General features: G+C 51.6%; 14 protein-coding genes, 1 tRNA gene and 1 other RNA gene. 8 read left to right on the top strand and 8 right to left on the bottom strand.

Features of this window, described 5'->3' with window-relative positions:
* The 3 genes from CPA45_RS01515 to CPA45_RS01505 are packed head-to-tail and all read right to left on the bottom strand — an operon-like array spanning nt 1 to nt 2688.
* Nucleotides 1-939, bottom strand: a complete 939-nt coding sequence (locus CPA45_RS01515) for a metal ABC transporter permease (protein ID WP_096649673.1) — start codon at nt 937-939, stop codon at nt 1-3.
* A 9-nt stretch (nt 940-948) separates the two neighbouring features.
* Nucleotides 949-1767, bottom strand: coding sequence for a metal ABC transporter ATP-binding protein (locus CPA45_RS01510; protein WP_096649671.1), 819 nt, complete (start codon nt 1765-1767; stop codon nt 949-951).
* 6 nt (nt 1768-1773) lie between these two features.
* A complete protein-coding gene (locus tag CPA45_RS01505; protein WP_096649669.1) occupies nt 1774-2688 on the bottom strand; it encodes a metal ABC transporter substrate-binding protein in 915 nt (304 codons plus the stop codon).
* A 153-nt stretch (nt 2689-2841) separates the two neighbouring features.
* Here CPA45_RS01505 and mntR point away from each other — a divergent pair, with 153 nt between their 5' ends.
* The gene (gene mntR, locus CPA45_RS01500; RefSeq protein WP_096649667.1) at nt 2842-3318 is read left to right on the top strand and encodes a manganese-binding transcriptional regulator MntR; all 477 of its coding nucleotides are present in this window, start codon (nt 2842-2844) and stop codon (nt 3316-3318) included.
* Nucleotides 3319-3330: 12 nt separating this feature from the next.
* Here the strand turns inward: mntR and CPA45_RS01495 are convergent, their stop codons facing one another.
* The 5 genes from CPA45_RS01495 to CPA45_RS01475 form a co-directional block, all read right to left on the bottom strand.
* On the bottom strand, nt 3331-4008 hold the full coding sequence (locus CPA45_RS01495; protein WP_244287510.1) for an RES family NAD+ phosphorylase: 678 nt from the start codon (nt 4006-4008) through the stop codon (nt 3331-3333).
* Between the two features lie 11 nt (nt 4009-4019).
* The gene (locus CPA45_RS01490; RefSeq protein WP_096649663.1) at nt 4020-4418 is read right to left on the bottom strand and encodes an antitoxin Xre-like helix-turn-helix domain-containing protein; all 399 of its coding nucleotides are present in this window, start codon (nt 4416-4418) and stop codon (nt 4020-4022) included.
* A gap of 80 nt (nt 4419-4498) precedes the next feature.
* Nucleotides 4499-5257: a DUF3750 domain-containing protein gene (locus CPA45_RS01485; RefSeq protein WP_096649661.1), complete on the bottom strand. Its 759-nt coding sequence runs from the start codon at nt 5255-5257 to the stop codon at nt 4499-4501.
* A gap of 139 nt (nt 5258-5396) precedes the next feature.
* Nucleotides 5397-5493: signal recognition particle sRNA small type (gene ffs / locus CPA45_RS01480), an RNA gene on the bottom strand.
* A gap of 46 nt (nt 5494-5539) precedes the next feature.
* Nucleotides 5540-5616, bottom strand: a tRNA-Met gene (locus tag CPA45_RS01475).
* A 386-nt stretch (nt 5617-6002) separates the two neighbouring features.
* Between CPA45_RS01475 and betI the strand changes: the two genes are divergently transcribed.
* The 7 genes from betI to CPA45_RS01440 all read left to right on the top strand — a co-directional run bounded on the left by betI (nt 6003) and on the right by CPA45_RS01440 (nt 16336).
* Nucleotides 6003-6626 (top strand): transcriptional regulator BetI, encoded by a 624-nt coding sequence (gene betI, locus CPA45_RS01470; protein ID WP_208858445.1) that lies wholly within the window; start codon nt 6003-6005, stop codon nt 6624-6626.
* Between the two features lie 10 nt (nt 6627-6636).
* Nucleotides 6637-8106: a betaine-aldehyde dehydrogenase gene (betB, locus tag CPA45_RS01465; protein WP_096649657.1), complete on the top strand. Its 1470-nt coding sequence runs from the start codon at nt 6637-6639 to the stop codon at nt 8104-8106.
* A gap of 74 nt (nt 8107-8180) precedes the next feature.
* Nucleotides 8181-9854 carry a choline dehydrogenase gene (betA, locus tag CPA45_RS01460; RefSeq protein ID WP_096649655.1) on the top strand — a complete coding sequence of 558 codons (1674 nt, stop codon included), beginning with the start codon at nt 8181-8183 and terminating at the stop codon, nt 9852-9854.
* A 342-nt stretch (nt 9855-10196) separates the two neighbouring features.
* Nucleotides 10197-12683 (top strand): acyl-CoA dehydrogenase, encoded by a 2487-nt coding sequence (locus CPA45_RS01455; RefSeq protein ID WP_096649653.1) that lies wholly within the window; start codon nt 10197-10199, stop codon nt 12681-12683.
* Nucleotides 12684-13265: 582 nt separating this feature from the next.
* Nucleotides 13266-14363 (top strand): ABC transporter ATP-binding protein, encoded by a 1098-nt coding sequence (locus CPA45_RS01450; protein WP_096649651.1) that lies wholly within the window; start codon nt 13266-13268, stop codon nt 14361-14363.
* Complete coding sequence (locus tag CPA45_RS01445) at nt 14356-15456, top strand: ABC transporter ATP-binding protein (RefSeq protein WP_096649649.1); 1101 nt, start codon at nt 14356-14358, stop codon at nt 15454-15456. Before CPA45_RS01450 ends, CPA45_RS01445 begins: the two co-directional genes overlap by 8 nt.
* Nucleotides 15449-16336 carry a carbohydrate ABC transporter permease gene (locus CPA45_RS01440; RefSeq protein ID WP_096649647.1) on the top strand — a complete coding sequence of 296 codons (888 nt, stop codon included), beginning with the start codon at nt 15449-15451 and terminating at the stop codon, nt 16334-16336. The genes CPA45_RS01445 and CPA45_RS01440 overlap by 8 nt, the downstream gene beginning before the upstream one ends.

Genomic DNA, 16336 nt, shown 5'->3' with positions numbered 1-16336 from the left:
TCACCCCTCAACTTGGCGGTGGCGCCATAAACGCATTAGCACACCGTGCTTGGGAGAGAAGAGTAGCGCCATAAAGAAGCAACCCGTTGCCACAAGCACAATCGTACCGCCTGAAGCCACATCAAACGCGAACGAGAGGTATAAGCCCAGCACGGCAGACCCGACGCCTACGCCCATCGATAGTAGCAACATCGTTTTAAACCGATCTGTTAATAGATGGGCGGTCGCACCGGGAGTGATTAGCATGGCCACTACCAAGATAATGCCAACCGTTTCCAGGCTTGCTACTATAGTCAGCGTAAGTAGCAGGATTAATCCGTAGTGAATGATGCCTGTATTAAAGCCAAGCGCCTGCGCCTGGGTAGGGTCGAATGCGTATAGCATCAACGGCCTAAATGCGAGCCATACCACCAACAGCGCAACTACACTGGCTACAAGTGTCAACAACAGCGCAGACTGCTGTACACCTAGCACATTCCCAAACAGGATATGCATTAAATGGGTGCTAGAGGCGATTTTACTAATAAGCACAATGCCAAGCGCAAATGCTCCAGTGAACATAATCCCCATCGCCGCATCGGATTTAATCCGCGTATGACGCTCAATGGCACCAATACCCAGCGATGTTAATGCCCCAGTGACAAAAGCGCCGATAAAAAAGGGCAGCCCTAATAAGTACGCTAACGCAACACCAGGTAACACGGCGTGGGAAATAGCATCGCCCAAGAGCGACCACCGCTTTAATACGACGTAACACGAAAGCATGCCGCAGATAGCACCGACCATAATAGACGTCAGTAGCGCCCGCTGCATAAATGCATATTGGAATGGTTTCGATATCTCTTCGGGAAGCAAGTTTACCAGCATCATCAGCGCAGCGATTAAACCGCTGACCAACGCATCACTAAAGACCTCTAGGCCCATCAACATCTCGGTCATGCCTTATCCTTACCTTAACGCTAAAGCACTGGAGCGAAGCGTTTGGTCAGTATTCGTTTGCTCAATCGCGCTAACGGCTAGTTCAGCCAGCTTGGTAGTGCTCAGCATCTCCTCGGGCAAGCCGGAGCCTCGTACGAACCGATTGATTAATACAACATGATCAACATAGCGACGTGCACCAGGCATATCATGGGTCACCATAATGACGGTGCGGCCCGAAGCCCGCTCACGCTTTAAAACATCCAGGATAAGCTGCTCACTAGGTGGATCCACACCCGCCAACGGCTCATCTAGCAGTAGTATTTTTGCCTGCTGCGCCAGTGCGCGGGCCAAAAGCACACGCTTTTTTTGCCCTCCGGAAAGCGCACCGATGGGACGATCTGAAAGCGCCAGCATGTTAACGTCCTCTAGCGCCTTGTGCACTGCGTCCCGGTGGCTAGCCGCATACCAACGAGCAGGCAGGAGCCGCCGCCATAAGGGATCGTGGCGCATATGCCCATAACGCCCCCCCATGACGGTTTCCCATACAGAGATAGGAAAATCCCACTCAATGGCTTCTCTCTGCGCCATATAGGCAATGTTACCGGCCTTCCTATGAAACGCGATTGGCTCCCCAAACGCCTTCACACGACCACGTAGGGGCGACATCCCGCCCGTTAGCACATGAAAAAGCGTCGACTTACCAGCCCCATTAGGCCCCACGATAGCCGTCCACTTTCCTGCTGGAAACGATAAGTTGATATTTTCTAACACCGGCTGACGATGATAAGCGGCATAAAGATTCGTAATATCAATAGCAGCCGGGGCACTCTCACACAGGGGCTTCATGATGATTTACTCAACAGCAAGGTGGCGGCGCAGTAACTCTACGTTATGACGCAACATGGCAAAATAGTCACCCGCTTCCCCGGATGGTTCGCTTAATGAGTCAACATAGAGCGGCCCGGCAACCGGTAATCCTGTATCACGCGCGACACTGGACACATATCGGTCAGAAATGGTGCTTTCCCAAAAGAGCGCAGCCGGTTGACGCTCATTAATCATATCAATGATGCGCATCAGCTGGCGTGGAGAGCCTTCGGTTTCAGCGTTGGTGCCCCAAATACCATCATGCTTGAAGTTATAAGCATCAGAGAAGTAAAGGAAGGCAGCTTCACTTGAAAGCAGTACTCTCCGCTCTTCAGGAATAATCTCTAGCGCTTCTTGCAGCTCGACATGCAACTCATGCAACTGTTCTTTGAGCGATACGGCACGCTGTTGAATCGCTTCTGCCTGGTGCGGTAGCAAATCCTCTATAGCATTCGCAATCACCTGTACATAAGCGGCAGCAGCGCGGGGATCCATCCATAAATGAGGATCTACATCGCCTTCCATTTCCCCTGTCACAATGGACTGAGTCGGGTAGCCCGATGCTTCCGCCACAGCAATCACTGGGACGCTGTCGCTCACCGTTGCTTCTACTTGACGCATCCACTGCTCAAGCTGGTAGCCATTGTAGAAAACCAAGTCAGCATTCTCTAACGCCGCAAAATTATCAGGCGTTAGCTCCCACTCATGCACCTCGGCGTTAACAGGCGTTAATACTGTTACTCGCGCATCGTCGCCCGCCACTCTCTCGACCAAGTCTCCCAGCACAGAAAAGGTAACAGCAACGCTAATTGGCGATTCGAGCAGCTCATCTGCCTGAGCACTACTGCTCCCCCAGGCCAAGGACGCGCCCAACACCATCCACATACACCGCTTGGTCATTACTTACCTCCACTATGCTAGGATTCGACTCACTATTACTTTAGCTCAATAAAAAAGCTTTGTGCAAACAGTTTAGCCTTGGCTAACAATCATGCACAAAAATAAGCTACTATCACCAATCAACGTTTCCACTAACCTTGATAAAATTTGCCAATGAGTGATCACCAACAGCAGCGCACTTCTTCACCACCGAGCCTCAGCGGCGATGCCCTGCCTCCCTTGGAGCAGCATGCAAGGCAATATGAAACGGTACGTAATGCCCATGAAACTGAGCTAATCGAAGATTATGTTGAGTTGATTGGCGACCTACTGCGCCATCGTGGAGAAGCCCGCGCGGCGGATATCGCTAGTCGCATGGCAGTCAGCCAAGCGACAGTATCGAAAATGATTCGCCGCTTAAATGATCTGGGCTTAGTTACCAGTAAGCCTTATCGCTCTCTGTTTCTAACGGAAGAGGGGCAGAAAATGGCGGAAACCTCTCGAGCGCGCCACAATGTCGTGCTGCATTTTTTGCGTGCTTTGGGCGTTAATGACAGCACCGCGCGCATTGACGCAGAAGGCATGGAGCACCACGTAAGCGATGAAACCCTGGCTATCATGCAGCGCTTTACGGAGCAGCAGAATAGCTAATCTCGCCTACCATCATCGTCGGGAAAAGCGCAGATGGTTTACCTGGGTGATAGCGCCGTTCCAAATCATTTCCAAGTGGGTGGTTTGGATGATGTCAGCCACACCACTTGGCGTAGTAAGCGCCCAACAGCTGGCGCCCTGCTGACGAACAGAATGGTAGCGCAACCCACCCGAAGATTGACGGACCTCAGCACCAAATGGCTGCGAGATAGAGTAATCATCGGGTGCATAAATAGCATGCTCAATGGGTAACGTGAGCGCATCGTAAAAGCCACCTTCATCAAAAGTGCTTTTTAAGCCGCGAAAGACAAACCGCTCGTAGTGCAAACCGGGGACATTTTGCCAATACACCTGCTGATGATGCTTTACTTCAGCAATAGCAGTTTCAAACGTATCGGCAAAATAGAGCACACCAAAACTGCCGTCACTAAAGCGCGACCCCTGCGGATTCACATGTGTAAACGGTGCAACCGCATAAGAGCAGCCACGAATTCCAAAAGGAATTTGCCCCGTTGGCAACAGTGCCAAGTTACCGATTTCATTTTGTAAACGTGGATTCGTTAATGCCTGCAATGCGTGAAGTGCGGCAAATTCTTCTGCATCCGCCACATCATCGAACAGGTCAATAGGTGGGAATTTACTGTTAACCAAGCGATAGCCGGTAGCTTTCCCAGCTGACAATGTCGGCAAGTCAGCAGCCTTTACCACTGACTTCCCCGCAGGCTATCAATACGCTTAAAGGTTTCATAAAGCGCCGCAAAATCTCCAGACCCCATGATTTCTAGCGGTGTACGGCCATTAAAGTAGGGGTTTTGGTTGACCATATTGACGAACCCATAAAGGTTTTCAGGGTTATCAAATATCATCCGTAGCGTAGCGTGGATATTAAGTAAGTAGCTGATCCGGGTAAGCTGATCGCTATCCAGCTTGATTTCAGCAAGATCTCCCCGCCGAGCGCGTGCGTAGGTACTATGCGAAACGCGTAAAATCGCTTCACCCTGCTCGCCAGTTGCTCGCCACTTATCCAGAATACGTACTGCTGCTTTCAAGCCCGCTGCAGCAGCAGCCCTGTTTTGGGAAATATCGTTTGCAATTTGCATAGCCTATCCTCGTCACCTATCCATAAATACTAGATTAACAAATAAGTGTTTGCAAACACATGGCGCCGCCTCATAACCAATCAGCTCCCCAACACGCGCGCAGACATCCCTAGCCGCCCTATCCCGGGCAGTTTCAAAGCAGGCCGCATAACGTCAATGCCAAAGCTCAAGCCTAGCAAATTAACCTCAACACCCTCTTCTTTCGCCAGCAGAAAACCAAACATACCACCAAGCGAAAGCTGGTAACCCGTTCCGCTGGGCGCAGGCGCAAACACACCATCAAATAGGAAGTCTTTACCTACCGCGGTGGCCGGTAGCGCCACATCAAATCCTTCAACCTCTCGAGCAATCCAAGCAATAAAAGTATTGCTATTGGGCCCTGGCCACACGCGGTAGCGTTCAGCACTAGGGTAACGCTCCGTGGCAGCGATTATCTCGGGAATAAGCGTACTTGCAGTATCACCTCTATAATCTGCAAGCAGCATAGGAGCATTGCCAAACCAAGCACGGTCAGGCGTATCAATGACAGCAACCACAGTCGGCCGGCGCCAGCTCATCACCTGCAGAATACGGTAATCTGGTTCTCCTTCCGCCTTAATCGCGATCCAAGGATGCACCCCAAAAGCACCTCGCCAATTGTAGGCATTAGCGGCATATACCTGCACCACGGCTTCGCTCGAACTTTCAGGTGTGGGCGCTAACCCAGCAGATGAACGATCAAGACTAGACCAGTGCACATCGGTTGCAATTGTCCCACTCGCCAGCATCCATGCAGGGCCCGCCAATAGCAACGCCAAAAGCGCCGCACAGCCAAGGAGCAGTCGCAGGAGTGTTTTCATCGTATGATCCGTAGCGAGTAGCCATCTATTAGTAACGTGATAGCATAACCAGACACCAGTCGACACCTCAACGAGTTAAGGTCGACGTGCCAGAGGAGAGAGTAATAAGGTAACGCTGGGAGACTAGAAATGGAGGCGGCCCCAAAAGCCACATCCCGGCACACGCAGCCACCACTACCGTTGCTCCCTTCCGGGCCTGGCGGGGTTCGCAGTTTAGCGTTGCGGGAGGACCTAAGGGGCCACCGTAGTCATACGCATTTAAATAGGCGTATTGGCGCTGATTGGTGGCTACGCCCTGATTTGAACAGGGGACCCCATCATTATGAGTGATGTGCTCTAACCAGCTGAGCTACGTAGCCTTTTCGGCATCAGCGGGTGCAGAGTATGCCTATATTAGATGCAAAAGGCAAGCCCGAATGGGTGAGCAATCACGACCTGTTATTTGAACGCCAGCCTTTTCAGGTCACTTGCTTAAAAGAACTGGCTTTAAGAACTTACTGACAGCGCTTACTTAAAGGGACTTACCCAGAAGAACTTACCCAGAAGAACTTACCTAGAAGAACTTACCTAGAAGAACTTACCTAGGGGAATAGGCAGAGATATTGGTGAACTTTTTATTGATTGAACGTTCAATAAAAAAGTGCCATCATGAACCCATCACTATGATGCCCAATCATACTTTTTCAATATTTAGACACTGAAGATTCAGGTGCTGAAGGGCATTCAACGTCATTAGGAGATAGCTGTGCCTAAGGTGGGAATGGAACCAATACGCCGCCAGCAGTTAATCAAGGCCACTATGGCGGCCATTGACGAGGTTGGCCTCGCCGAAGCGACCGTAATGCGTATTGCACGCCACGCCGGCGTGTCGGCTGGCATTATCAGCCACTACTTTGGAGGCAAGGACGGCCTGCTGGAAGCCACTATGCGCCAAATTCTAACGGATCTTAGTGGCGCCGTATCAGCCCGCCGCCACGCCCTCGAAGATAATTCGCCACGCGCCCATATCGGGGCAATCATCGAAGGCAATTTTGACCGGACGCAAGTAACCGGCCCCGCGGCCAAAACCTGGCTTGCTTTCTGGGCTAGCAGCATGCATAAGCCCATTCTCCAGCGCCTGCAATACGTTAACGACCGCCGCCTATACACCAACTTATGCCATCAGTTCCAACGTGTTATGCCACGTCACGATGCTCGCAACGCGGCGCGAGGGTTAGCCGCGATGATTGATGGTCTATGGCTTCGTGGGGCACTGACACCAGAAGGCCTCGACGCAGCAGAGGCGCGCCATCTTGCACATACCTATCTCAATCAGTTACTGACACATCACGGATGCCTAGAAGAAGCATCTACTACCGATATTCACTAAGGAGACCAACATGGCAGATCACGACGTACAGCCCCTTTATATTAATGGTCGCCCGGTAGACGCCACTTCCGGCGAAACTTTTACCGTTACCAACCCTTTTGATGGCAGCCTGCTCGCGACCATCGGCCAGGCTAGCCAGCAGGATGTCGACAACGCTGTTAAGTCTGCTAAACACGGCCAACGCGAGTGGGCAGCAATGACCGGTATGGAGCGCTCGCGCATCCTGCTGCGCGCCGTTGCGCTATTAAGAGAGCGCAATGACGAACTTGCCGAACTTGAAACCCGTAATACAGGCAAGCCCATCAGCGAAACCGCTAGCGTCGATATCGTCACCGGTGCCGATGCGCTTGAATACTACGCGGGTTTAGCACCCGCGATTGAAGGAAGCCAAATCCCTCTGCGTGACAGCTCGTTTGTTTACACCCGCCGCGAGCCGCTAGGCGTAATCGGCGCAATCGGTGCTTGGAACTACCCTATCCAAATTGCTTGCTGGAAAGCCGCTCCTGCCCTAGCCGCAGGTAACGCGATTGTCTTTAAACCTAGCGAAGTGACGCCGCTCTCTGCGATTAAGCTGGCAGAAATTTTCACTGAAGCTGGCCTACCTAATGGTGTCTTTAACGTAGTGCAAGGCGATGGCCGCGTAGGTGCAATGCTTACAGAACACGAAGGCATTGCTAAAGTCTCGTTTACCGGTGAAGTTGGTACTGGCAAAAAAGTTATGGCCGCCGCCGGTGGCTCTACATTAAAAGACGTCACCATGGAGTTGGGCGGCAAGTCACCACTTATTGTGTTTGCCGATGCCGACCTTGATCGCGCTGCGGATGCCGCCATGATGGCCAACTTCTACTCCAGCGGCCAGATCTGTACTAACGGTACCCGTGTATTCGTTGAGAGCAGCGTTAAAGAAGCCTTTGAGGCAAAGCTGGTTGAACGCGTTAAGCGTATTAAGGCAGGCGATCCTATGGACCCAAGCGTTAACTTTGGCCCATTGGTAAGCTTTGAGCATCAGCAAAAAGTCCTTTCTTACATTGCCCTAGGTAAAGAGCAAGGAGCGCGGGTACTCGCTGGTGGCGAGGAGTGGAACACCGGTAACTGGGCCAATGGCGCCTGGGCAGCCCCCACCATCTTCACCGACTGCACTGATGATATGCGCATCGTAAAAGAAGAGATTTTCGGCCCGGTAATGTCGGTACTGGCGTTTAACAACGAAGAGGAAGTTATTCGTCGCGCCAATGACACAAAATACGGTTTGGCAGCAGGTGTATTCAGCGAAAGCTTGAACCGTGCTCACCGTGTGATCCACCAGTTGGAAGCCGGTATCTGCTGGATTAACACCTGGGGCGAATCCCCTTCTGAAATGCCGGTGGGTGGCTATAAAGAGTCCGGTATTGGCCGTGAAAACGGCGTCGAAACACTCAACCACTATACCCAAACCAAGTCTGTACAGATCGAGATGGGGCCGTTTGCGTCGGTGTTTTAGTTTCAATCTGTTTTATTGCAACCCTGAAGCTGATGCACCTACCAGCCCTTCTCCAAGAGTCTCGGTAAATCACCATGTCTCAAGCACGTGAATTTGACTACATCATTATCGGCGCTGGCTCAGCAGGTAACGTGCTGGCCACTCGCCTGACCGAAGACAGCGATGTCAGCGTGCTGCTGCTAGAAGCTGGCGGCCCTGATTATCGCTTTGACTTTCGTACACAAATGCCAGCAGCCCTAGCCTATCCGCTACAGGGTAAACGCTATAATTGGGCGTTTGAAACTGACCCCGAACCGCATATGGATGGTCGCCGCATGGAGTGTGGGCGCGGCAAAGGCCTGGGCGGCTCCTCCCTAATCAACGGCATGTGCTATATCCGTGGCAACGCGCTGGACTACGACAACTGGGCCAAGCAGCCAGGCCTAGAGGAGTGGGATTATCTAAGCTGCCTACCCTACTTCAAGAAATCCGAAACACGCGACATTGGCCCAAATGACTACCATGGTGGTGATGGCCCAGTCAGCGTGACCACCCCAAAAGCGGGTAATAACCCTCTTTATCGCACCTTTATCGAAGCAGGCAAACAAGCAGGCTATCCAGAAACCGAAGACGTGAACGGCTACCAGCAAGAGGGCTTTGGGCCCATGGACCGCTTCGTCACTCCCAAGGGCCGCCGTGCCTCCACTGCTCGCGGCTACCTGGATACTGCCAAACAGCGCAGTAACCTGACCATCGAAACCCACGCAGTTACTGACGTGATCGAGTTCGATGGAAAACGGGCCACCGGAGTGCGTTATGAGCAAAAAGGTCAGATACAGCAAGCTCGCGCCCGCCGCGAAATAGTGCTGTGCGGCGGTGCTATTGCCTCACCGCAAATCCTCCAACGCTCTGGGGTGGGTAATCCAGAATGGCTCAAGGAGCTAGGCATCTCTGTCGTTCATGAACTGCCCGGCGTAGGTGAGAACCTGCAAGACCACCTGGAAATGTACATTCAGTACGAATGCAAAGAGCCAATTTCGCTCTACCCGGCGCTTAAATGGTACAACCAGCCCAAAATCGGTGCCGAGTGGTTATTTAAAGGCACTGGCGTAGGCGCCAGCAACCAATTCGAATCCTGCGGTTTTATCCGCAGTAGTGACGCAGAAGAGTGGCCGAATCTACAGTACCACTTCCTACCTATCGCGATTAGTTACAACGGCAAAAGCGCGGTGCAAGCCCACGGCTTTCAAGCTCACGTTGGCTCTATGCGTTCTGAAAGCCGTGGGCGTATTCGCCTAACATCGAAAGACCCCCATGCGGCACCCAGTATCCTGTTTAACTACATGGCGAAAGAAAAGGATTGGCAAGAGTTCCGGGATGCCATTCGCTTAACCCGCGAGATCATCGCTCAGCCCGCCTTTGATAAATATCGTGGCCGTGAAGTATCACCTGGCCCCGACGTACAAAGCGACCAAGAGCTCGACAACTTTGTTAAACAGCATGCAGAAACCGCCTACCACCCCTGCGGCAGTTGCCGTATGGGCGAAGATGAGATGGCCGTCACTGATGGCCAAGGCCGAGTACATGGCCTTGAAGGCTTACGGGTTGTCGATGCATCGCTATTCCCCGTTATTCCTACTGGCAACTTGAACGCACCGACCATTATGCTGGCGGAAAAAATCGCTGACTGCATTCGTGGCCGTGATCCCTTACCCAGGGCCAATGTCGATTACTACGTTGCTAACGGCGCACCTGCAAAGCATCGATAAGCTTCCCTTTATAGCCCCCAAAAAAACGCTACAGCGCACTACTGCTGTGGCGTTTTTTTCTGCCTTGTTACCGGTGCAGAGCACATCCCCTACCCCAATACGCTACAGTAGTGATTACAAGATCCATGATTAAGCACAAGACTGTGAAAAAAACTTAGCAAAGAGCTTAAAACAAGACCTAGAAGAATCGTCAAAGGAGGTAGACGGAGCAGAACATGGAAGGCAACCGGCTAATGAGCGAAAAGCTTGCGCTAAGTAGCGTGCATCTGCCAAAATTCAAACAATCGTTTAAATGCTTAAGTAACTAACAAAACACGAACGATCAACTCACGGAGAGGTTATATGCTACCCCTACTGCTTATCGTGCTCGCCATTGTTGGCTTGCTCATCGTAATGCGCCGGGAAGCAGGCGCTATACCAGCGCTTGCCGTCCTCGGCGTTCTCGGCCTGGCTGGCGTACTATTCGGTGCTTCTTTCACCGGCATACTGCTGTTGATTGGCGCGCTCGTGGTCGCTGCTGCAGGCTTACCCGCCTTACGCAGCAAGTGGTTAACGCCACGAATCTTTGCCATCTTTAAAAAGGTTGCACCAAAAGTCTCAGCCACCGAACGTACTGCGTTGGAAGCTGGCAGCGTTTCATGGGATGGCGAGCTTTTTTCGGGCAAGCCCCAGTGGAATAAACTGCTCAACTTTAAAGACGACGGCCTACGCGAAGATGAGCAAGCCTTTTTAGATAACCAGTGCGCCAAAGCCACTGGCATGTGCAATGCCTGGGATATTGCTAAAGAGCGCGCCGACTTGCCCCAGGAACTTTGGGACTTCCTGAAGAAAGAGGGCTTCTTCGGGATGATTATTCCGAAAGAGTACGGCGGCCTTGGCTTTTCCGCCAAAGCGCAGTCCATGGTGCTACAGAAACTGTCTGCCAATGAAACCCTGATGGTCACCGTAGGCGTACCTAACTCGCTTGGCCCAGGCGAACTGCTACTTAAATATGGTACCCAAGAACAGAAAGACCACTACCTACCCCGCTTGGCAGATGGTCGTGAAATCCCCTGCTTTGGCTTAACAGGTCCTCGCGCTGGCTCTGATGCCACGTCGCTGCCGGATACCGGCGTAGTCTGCAAACAGGTTGTTAACGGCGAGGAAGTGTTAGGTTTACGCCTTAACTTCGAAAAACGCTGGATTACGCTAGCGCCTATCGCGACTGTTGTTGGCTTAGCGTTTCGTCTATTTGACCCTGAAAAACTACTGGGTGATGAGGAAGACCGCGGCATTACTCTAGCGCTCATTCCCCGCGACACCCAAGGTATGGAGATTGGTCGTCGCCATCACCCCATCGGCAGCCCGTTCATGAACGGCCCGATTAAAGGCAACGATGTCTTTGTACCGCTGGATACCATTATCGGTGGCCCTGATATGATCGGCCAAGGCTGGAGAATGCTGGTGGAGTGTCTCTCCATTGGTCGCTGCATTACCCTGCCATCCGGCGCTACCGGCACCGCCCGTTATGCGCTGGGCTGGAGCGGTGGTTTCACCCGTGTACGCCGTCAGTTCAACGTGCCCGTAGCTGAAATGGAAGGTGTCCAAGAGCCACTAGCCCGTATGGCCTCGCTGGCTTACATCTCTGCAGCCACTGTTTATCAAACCGCTAACCTGATTGACCATGGCGAGAAACCAGCCGTTCCTTCAGCCATTTTGAAAAGCCAGCTAACCGAATTCCAACGCGTGCTGCTAAGCGATGCAATGGATGTACACGGCGGTAAAGCGGTGACCCTGGGGCCGCGCAACTATCTGGGCATCGGCTACAGTGCCAACCCAGTAGCGATCACAGTGGAAGGCGCCAACATCATGACCCGCAACCTGATGATCTTTGGTCAGGGCGCTATTCGCTGCCATCCTTACGTGCTTGAAGAGCTAGCAGCAAAAGATGCTAACGACATTAAAGCGTTTGATAAGGCTTTCTTTGGCCATGCAGGTCTTATTTTCGGCAATGCTGCGCGCGCCTTCACCTTAGGGCTTGGTTTGGGTAAAGCCAGCGTGCCTTTCGATGGCCCAGCTGCCATCTATGCGCAGGATATTGCCCGGCTCTCCGCTAGCTTTGGGCTATGTGCCGACGCAGCCATGGCAAGTCTTGGCTCTGAACTTAAAAAGCGTGAGATGCTCTCTGCCCGCCTGGGCGACGTGCTTTCCAACCTCTACTTGGCATCCATGGTGCTCAAGCAGTGGAAAGAAGGTGACAAAGTAGAAGGCGAAGAAGCACTGTTGCACTACAGCTGCCGCTTCCTGCTCCATCGTGCGGAACAGGCGTTTGTTGAAATTTTTGATAACCTGCCAAATCGTGCCCTGGGTAAAGTACTGAATGCTATTACCATGCCCACCGGTCGTCGTTGGGATAAGCCAAATGACGACTTAGCAAGAGATATTGCACAACGCGTCTCTAGCCATAGCGCTCTGCGTACCAAACTGCTTGTTAATACCTGGGATAAAGATGACGGCGAGCAGCGTAACCCACTGGCCCGCTACAACGCCCTGCTGGTAGAGTACGAGCGCGCAGAAAAAATCTACCGCACCGTCAATAAAGCCTATGCCAAAGGCGAGTTGCCACAGACCGCGCTACACCCAGAAGCACGTGTAGAAGCTGGCCTGGAAAAAGGCCTAATTAGCGAAGAAGATGCTCAGTTCATGCGCACCTTTGAAGCTGAAGTGCTTGAAATGTTGACGGTAGATGACTTCGCTTACGATGCTTTTGCGACAGATAAATCAACCCTGATTGATCATAACGTAAAGCCAGTTGCCAAGCCGACCTCAGAGGAAGCTGGCATCAAGTAATCCGCTAGTAAGCAACAAACCGGCCTTTCGAGGCCGGTTTTTTATGTCTAAACTTTCTAAAACGAAAAAATGCACGACGAGCCCCCTCTACACAACACACAATTCATGCGCTTTGCTTCATAACACTTTTCTTCAGAAGGCTTTGTTAAAGTTCTTTGTTGGGGCTTGTGGCTAGGGTTTGTGGCTAAAGCACTTTGATCAAAGCAGCCCTCACTAGCAACCTTTGCGCTACTCTCTGCCTACGAGCACTTTTCTACCTGCGTGTGTTATCTATATTTTAGGTACCTACTCCGGCTTCATTTCACTATCACATTACGTTCATATACCCAACGCTAAGCTCGCATACGCCTAAAAGCGTATAAAAATCGAAAAAAAAGCGTTGCGAGTTCGAAAGTGATCAACTAGCCTTTCGTTATTGAAAACAAACGAACACCGCTCAAAACCAATAAACGCTAACTGGCAGCACCATGGTAGACGCCACTACTTGGCTCTCCAACCTTCGCTGCGATTGACAATAACCGTTTATACGCGCGTATTCATCAGCAGCTTTTATCCAATAACAATGACGCTAGCGAGATCGGCATGTCCTTACACCTGCAAAATATCGACCACGTCGTTGGCGGGGTACCCCATATAAGTGGGATTGACCTTTCGCTTGAGCCGGGTTCCTTCAACGTGCTATTGGGGCGCACATTAGCGGGTAAAACCACGCTAATGCGCTTAATGGCAGGCTTGGAACAGCCTTCACAGGGCAAAATTTTTATGGATGGCAAAGATGTCACCGGTGTTTCCGTACGCAAGCGAAACGTCTCTATGGTGTATCAGCAGTTCATCAACTACCCAAGCCTCACCGTGCGAGACAATATCGCCTCACCTCTCAAGCTTGCGAAAGCACCGAAAAAGGAGATTGAACAGCGTGTAGGCCAAATTGCTGAGATGCTTCACATTGAGCATTTACTCGACCGTTACCCGCAAGAATTATCGGGTGGGCAACAGCAGCGTACTGCTATGGGCCGCGCCCTAGTCAAGGACGCCGACCTCATCCTGTTCGATGAGCCATTAGTCAACCTAGACTACAAGCTGCGTGAGGAGCTGCGTGACGAGCTTCGCGAGCTATTCAAAGCACGTAATTGCATTGCCGTTTACGCCACCACAGAGCCGAACGAAGCGCTGGCACTCGGCGGTAATACAGCTGTGCTACACGAAGGAAGGCTTCTGCAATACGGCCCCACCGACCAGGTTTATCGTATCCCTAAGAGTCGCCACAGCGCAGAAATGTTCTCAGAGCCTCCCATCAATATTGTGCCAGGAACACTGAATGCAGCAGCTATCTCCTTCGATTCGTCTTTAAGCTTCCCTTGTGATAGTGGTTTACAGAGCTTGGCAGCAGGAGCGTATGATTTTGGCGTCCGTGCATCACATATTAGCCTTTCGCCTAAATCAGCTAGTGATATTGAGCTGCCAGTTAACGTCGATGTTGCGGAAATAAGTGGCTCTGAAACCTTCTTGCATGTTCGGCATGAAAGTTTTCCGCTTGTCCTTCACTTAGCGGGAATTCACACATTTAGCGTTAACGATCCGATTAAGATCTATTTTCCCAGCCATCAGCTTTATGCCTTCGATAAGCAGGGTAGCACTGTGCATGTGCCTGCCAGTCAAGGAGGTGCTGCCCATGGCTGAAATTACCCTAAAAGGGCTTGCCCATAGCTATAGTAAAACCCCAGCCAGCCACGGCGACTACGCCATTCGCCAGATGGATCATGTATGGCACCAAGGGGGGGCATATGCGTTGCTTGGCCCATCAGGCTGCGGTAAGTCAACGCTACTAAATATTATTTCGGGACTGCTTGAACCTTCAGAGGGTGATGTCTTATTTGATGGCCAACGGGTTAACGAACTCCCCCCTGAAGAGCGCAATATCGCACAGGTGTTTCAGTTCCCTGTCATCTACGACACTATGACGGTGTACGACAACTTAGCTTTCCCCCTACGCAACATGAACACTCCTGAATACCGTCTAGACACCAAAGTTCGGGAAGTCGCAGATATTCTGGAATTGACCCCCCTACTATCACGCAAAGCCAAAAACCTCACCGCCGATGAAAAACAGAAAGTATCCATGGGCCGCGGTTTAGTACGTGACGACGTTTCAGCAATTCTCTTTGACGAGCCACTTACGGTGATAGACCCACAGCTCAAGTGGAAACTACGCCGCAAGCTAAAAGAGATTCATGAGCGCTTCAATATCACGATGATCTACGTCACCCATGACCAGCTTGAGGCCTCTACCTTCGCCGACAAAATAGCGGTGATGTATGACGGTCAAGTGGTGCAATTTGGTACTCCCCGCGAGCTATTTGAAAAACCGGCTCACACCTTTGTTGGCTACTTCATTGGTAGCCCCGGCATGAACTTTATGGAGGTTTCTCACCAAGCCGGGAGCGTTATGTTTGGTGATCAACCACTGCCTGTTGAGAGTGCGATAACCCGGCATGTGGCCTCAGCATCGTCTAGCAATATCAAACTTGGTATCCGCCCTGAATTTATCGTGGTGTCCGATACCCCGTCGCGAAATGCCCTGCCCATACAGATCGTTACTCTGCAGGACCTGGGGACTTACTCGTTACTGAGCTTCACATTAGCAGGTCAGCTATTCAAAGCGCGCCTTCCCGAAGGGCATGCTCCGTTGGGTAGCAACGCCTTTGCTGAATTTCCCATCCAGCATATAAGCCTCTATATCGACGAATACTTGGTGGAGACCGGTTATGAATAACAAGGTACAAAATAACCGTGCATGGCTGCTGGTACTCCCCATGCTGGTGCTCGTCGCATTTTCCGCCATCATTCCGCTGATGACCGTGGTTAACTACTCAGTACAGGACGTACTAGGGCCAAACGCACGTTTCTTTACTGGCACCGAGTGGTTTGAAAGTATCTTGAACGACTCTGCTCTACGCGCTGCATTTGCTCGGCAAATACTTTTTTCGCTAACGATATTGGCCATTCAGGTACCACTGGGTATTGGTATTGCGTTAATTATGCCCAAACGCGGCTGGCAAGCGTCGGCGGTCCTGATCTTAATTACCCTGCCATTACTTATTCCCTGGAACGTGGTCGGTAGTATTTGGCAAATTTTCACTCGGGGCGATATTGGGCTAATGGGCTGGGGCCTTCGAGAGCTAGGCATTAATTACAATATTACCCGCAATGCCGGCGATGCTTGGGCAACCATCATTTTAATGGATGTTTGGCACTGGACGCCGCTGGTGGCCATGCTCTGCTACAGCGGCCTACGCTCTATTCCAGAGGCCTACTACCAGGCAGCACGTATTGATCGCGCTTCAAAATGGGCCGTATTCCGCTATATCCAGTTACCAAAGCTTACCAATGTGTTGGTGATCGCCGTGCTATTGCGGTTTATGCACTCGTTCATGATTTACGCCGAGCCCTTTGTACTAACCGGCGGCGGCCCAGGAAGCTCCACCACGTTTCTAAGCCAATCTTTGGCAACTATGGCTATCGGACAGCAGGATTTAGGACCTTCGGCCGCATTCTCGATCATCTACTTCCTAGTCATATTGCTAGTGAGCTGGGTGTTCTACACCACCATCATGCACATGCAAAAAGACAAAAACCCGCACGGGGGAGCATGA

Source organism: Vreelandella nigrificans (assembly GCF_002374315.1).
Classification (GTDB): domain Bacteria; phylum Pseudomonadota; class Gammaproteobacteria; order Pseudomonadales; family Halomonadaceae; genus Vreelandella; species Vreelandella nigrificans.
This window is presented reverse-complemented; position numbering and strand designations above follow the sequence as displayed.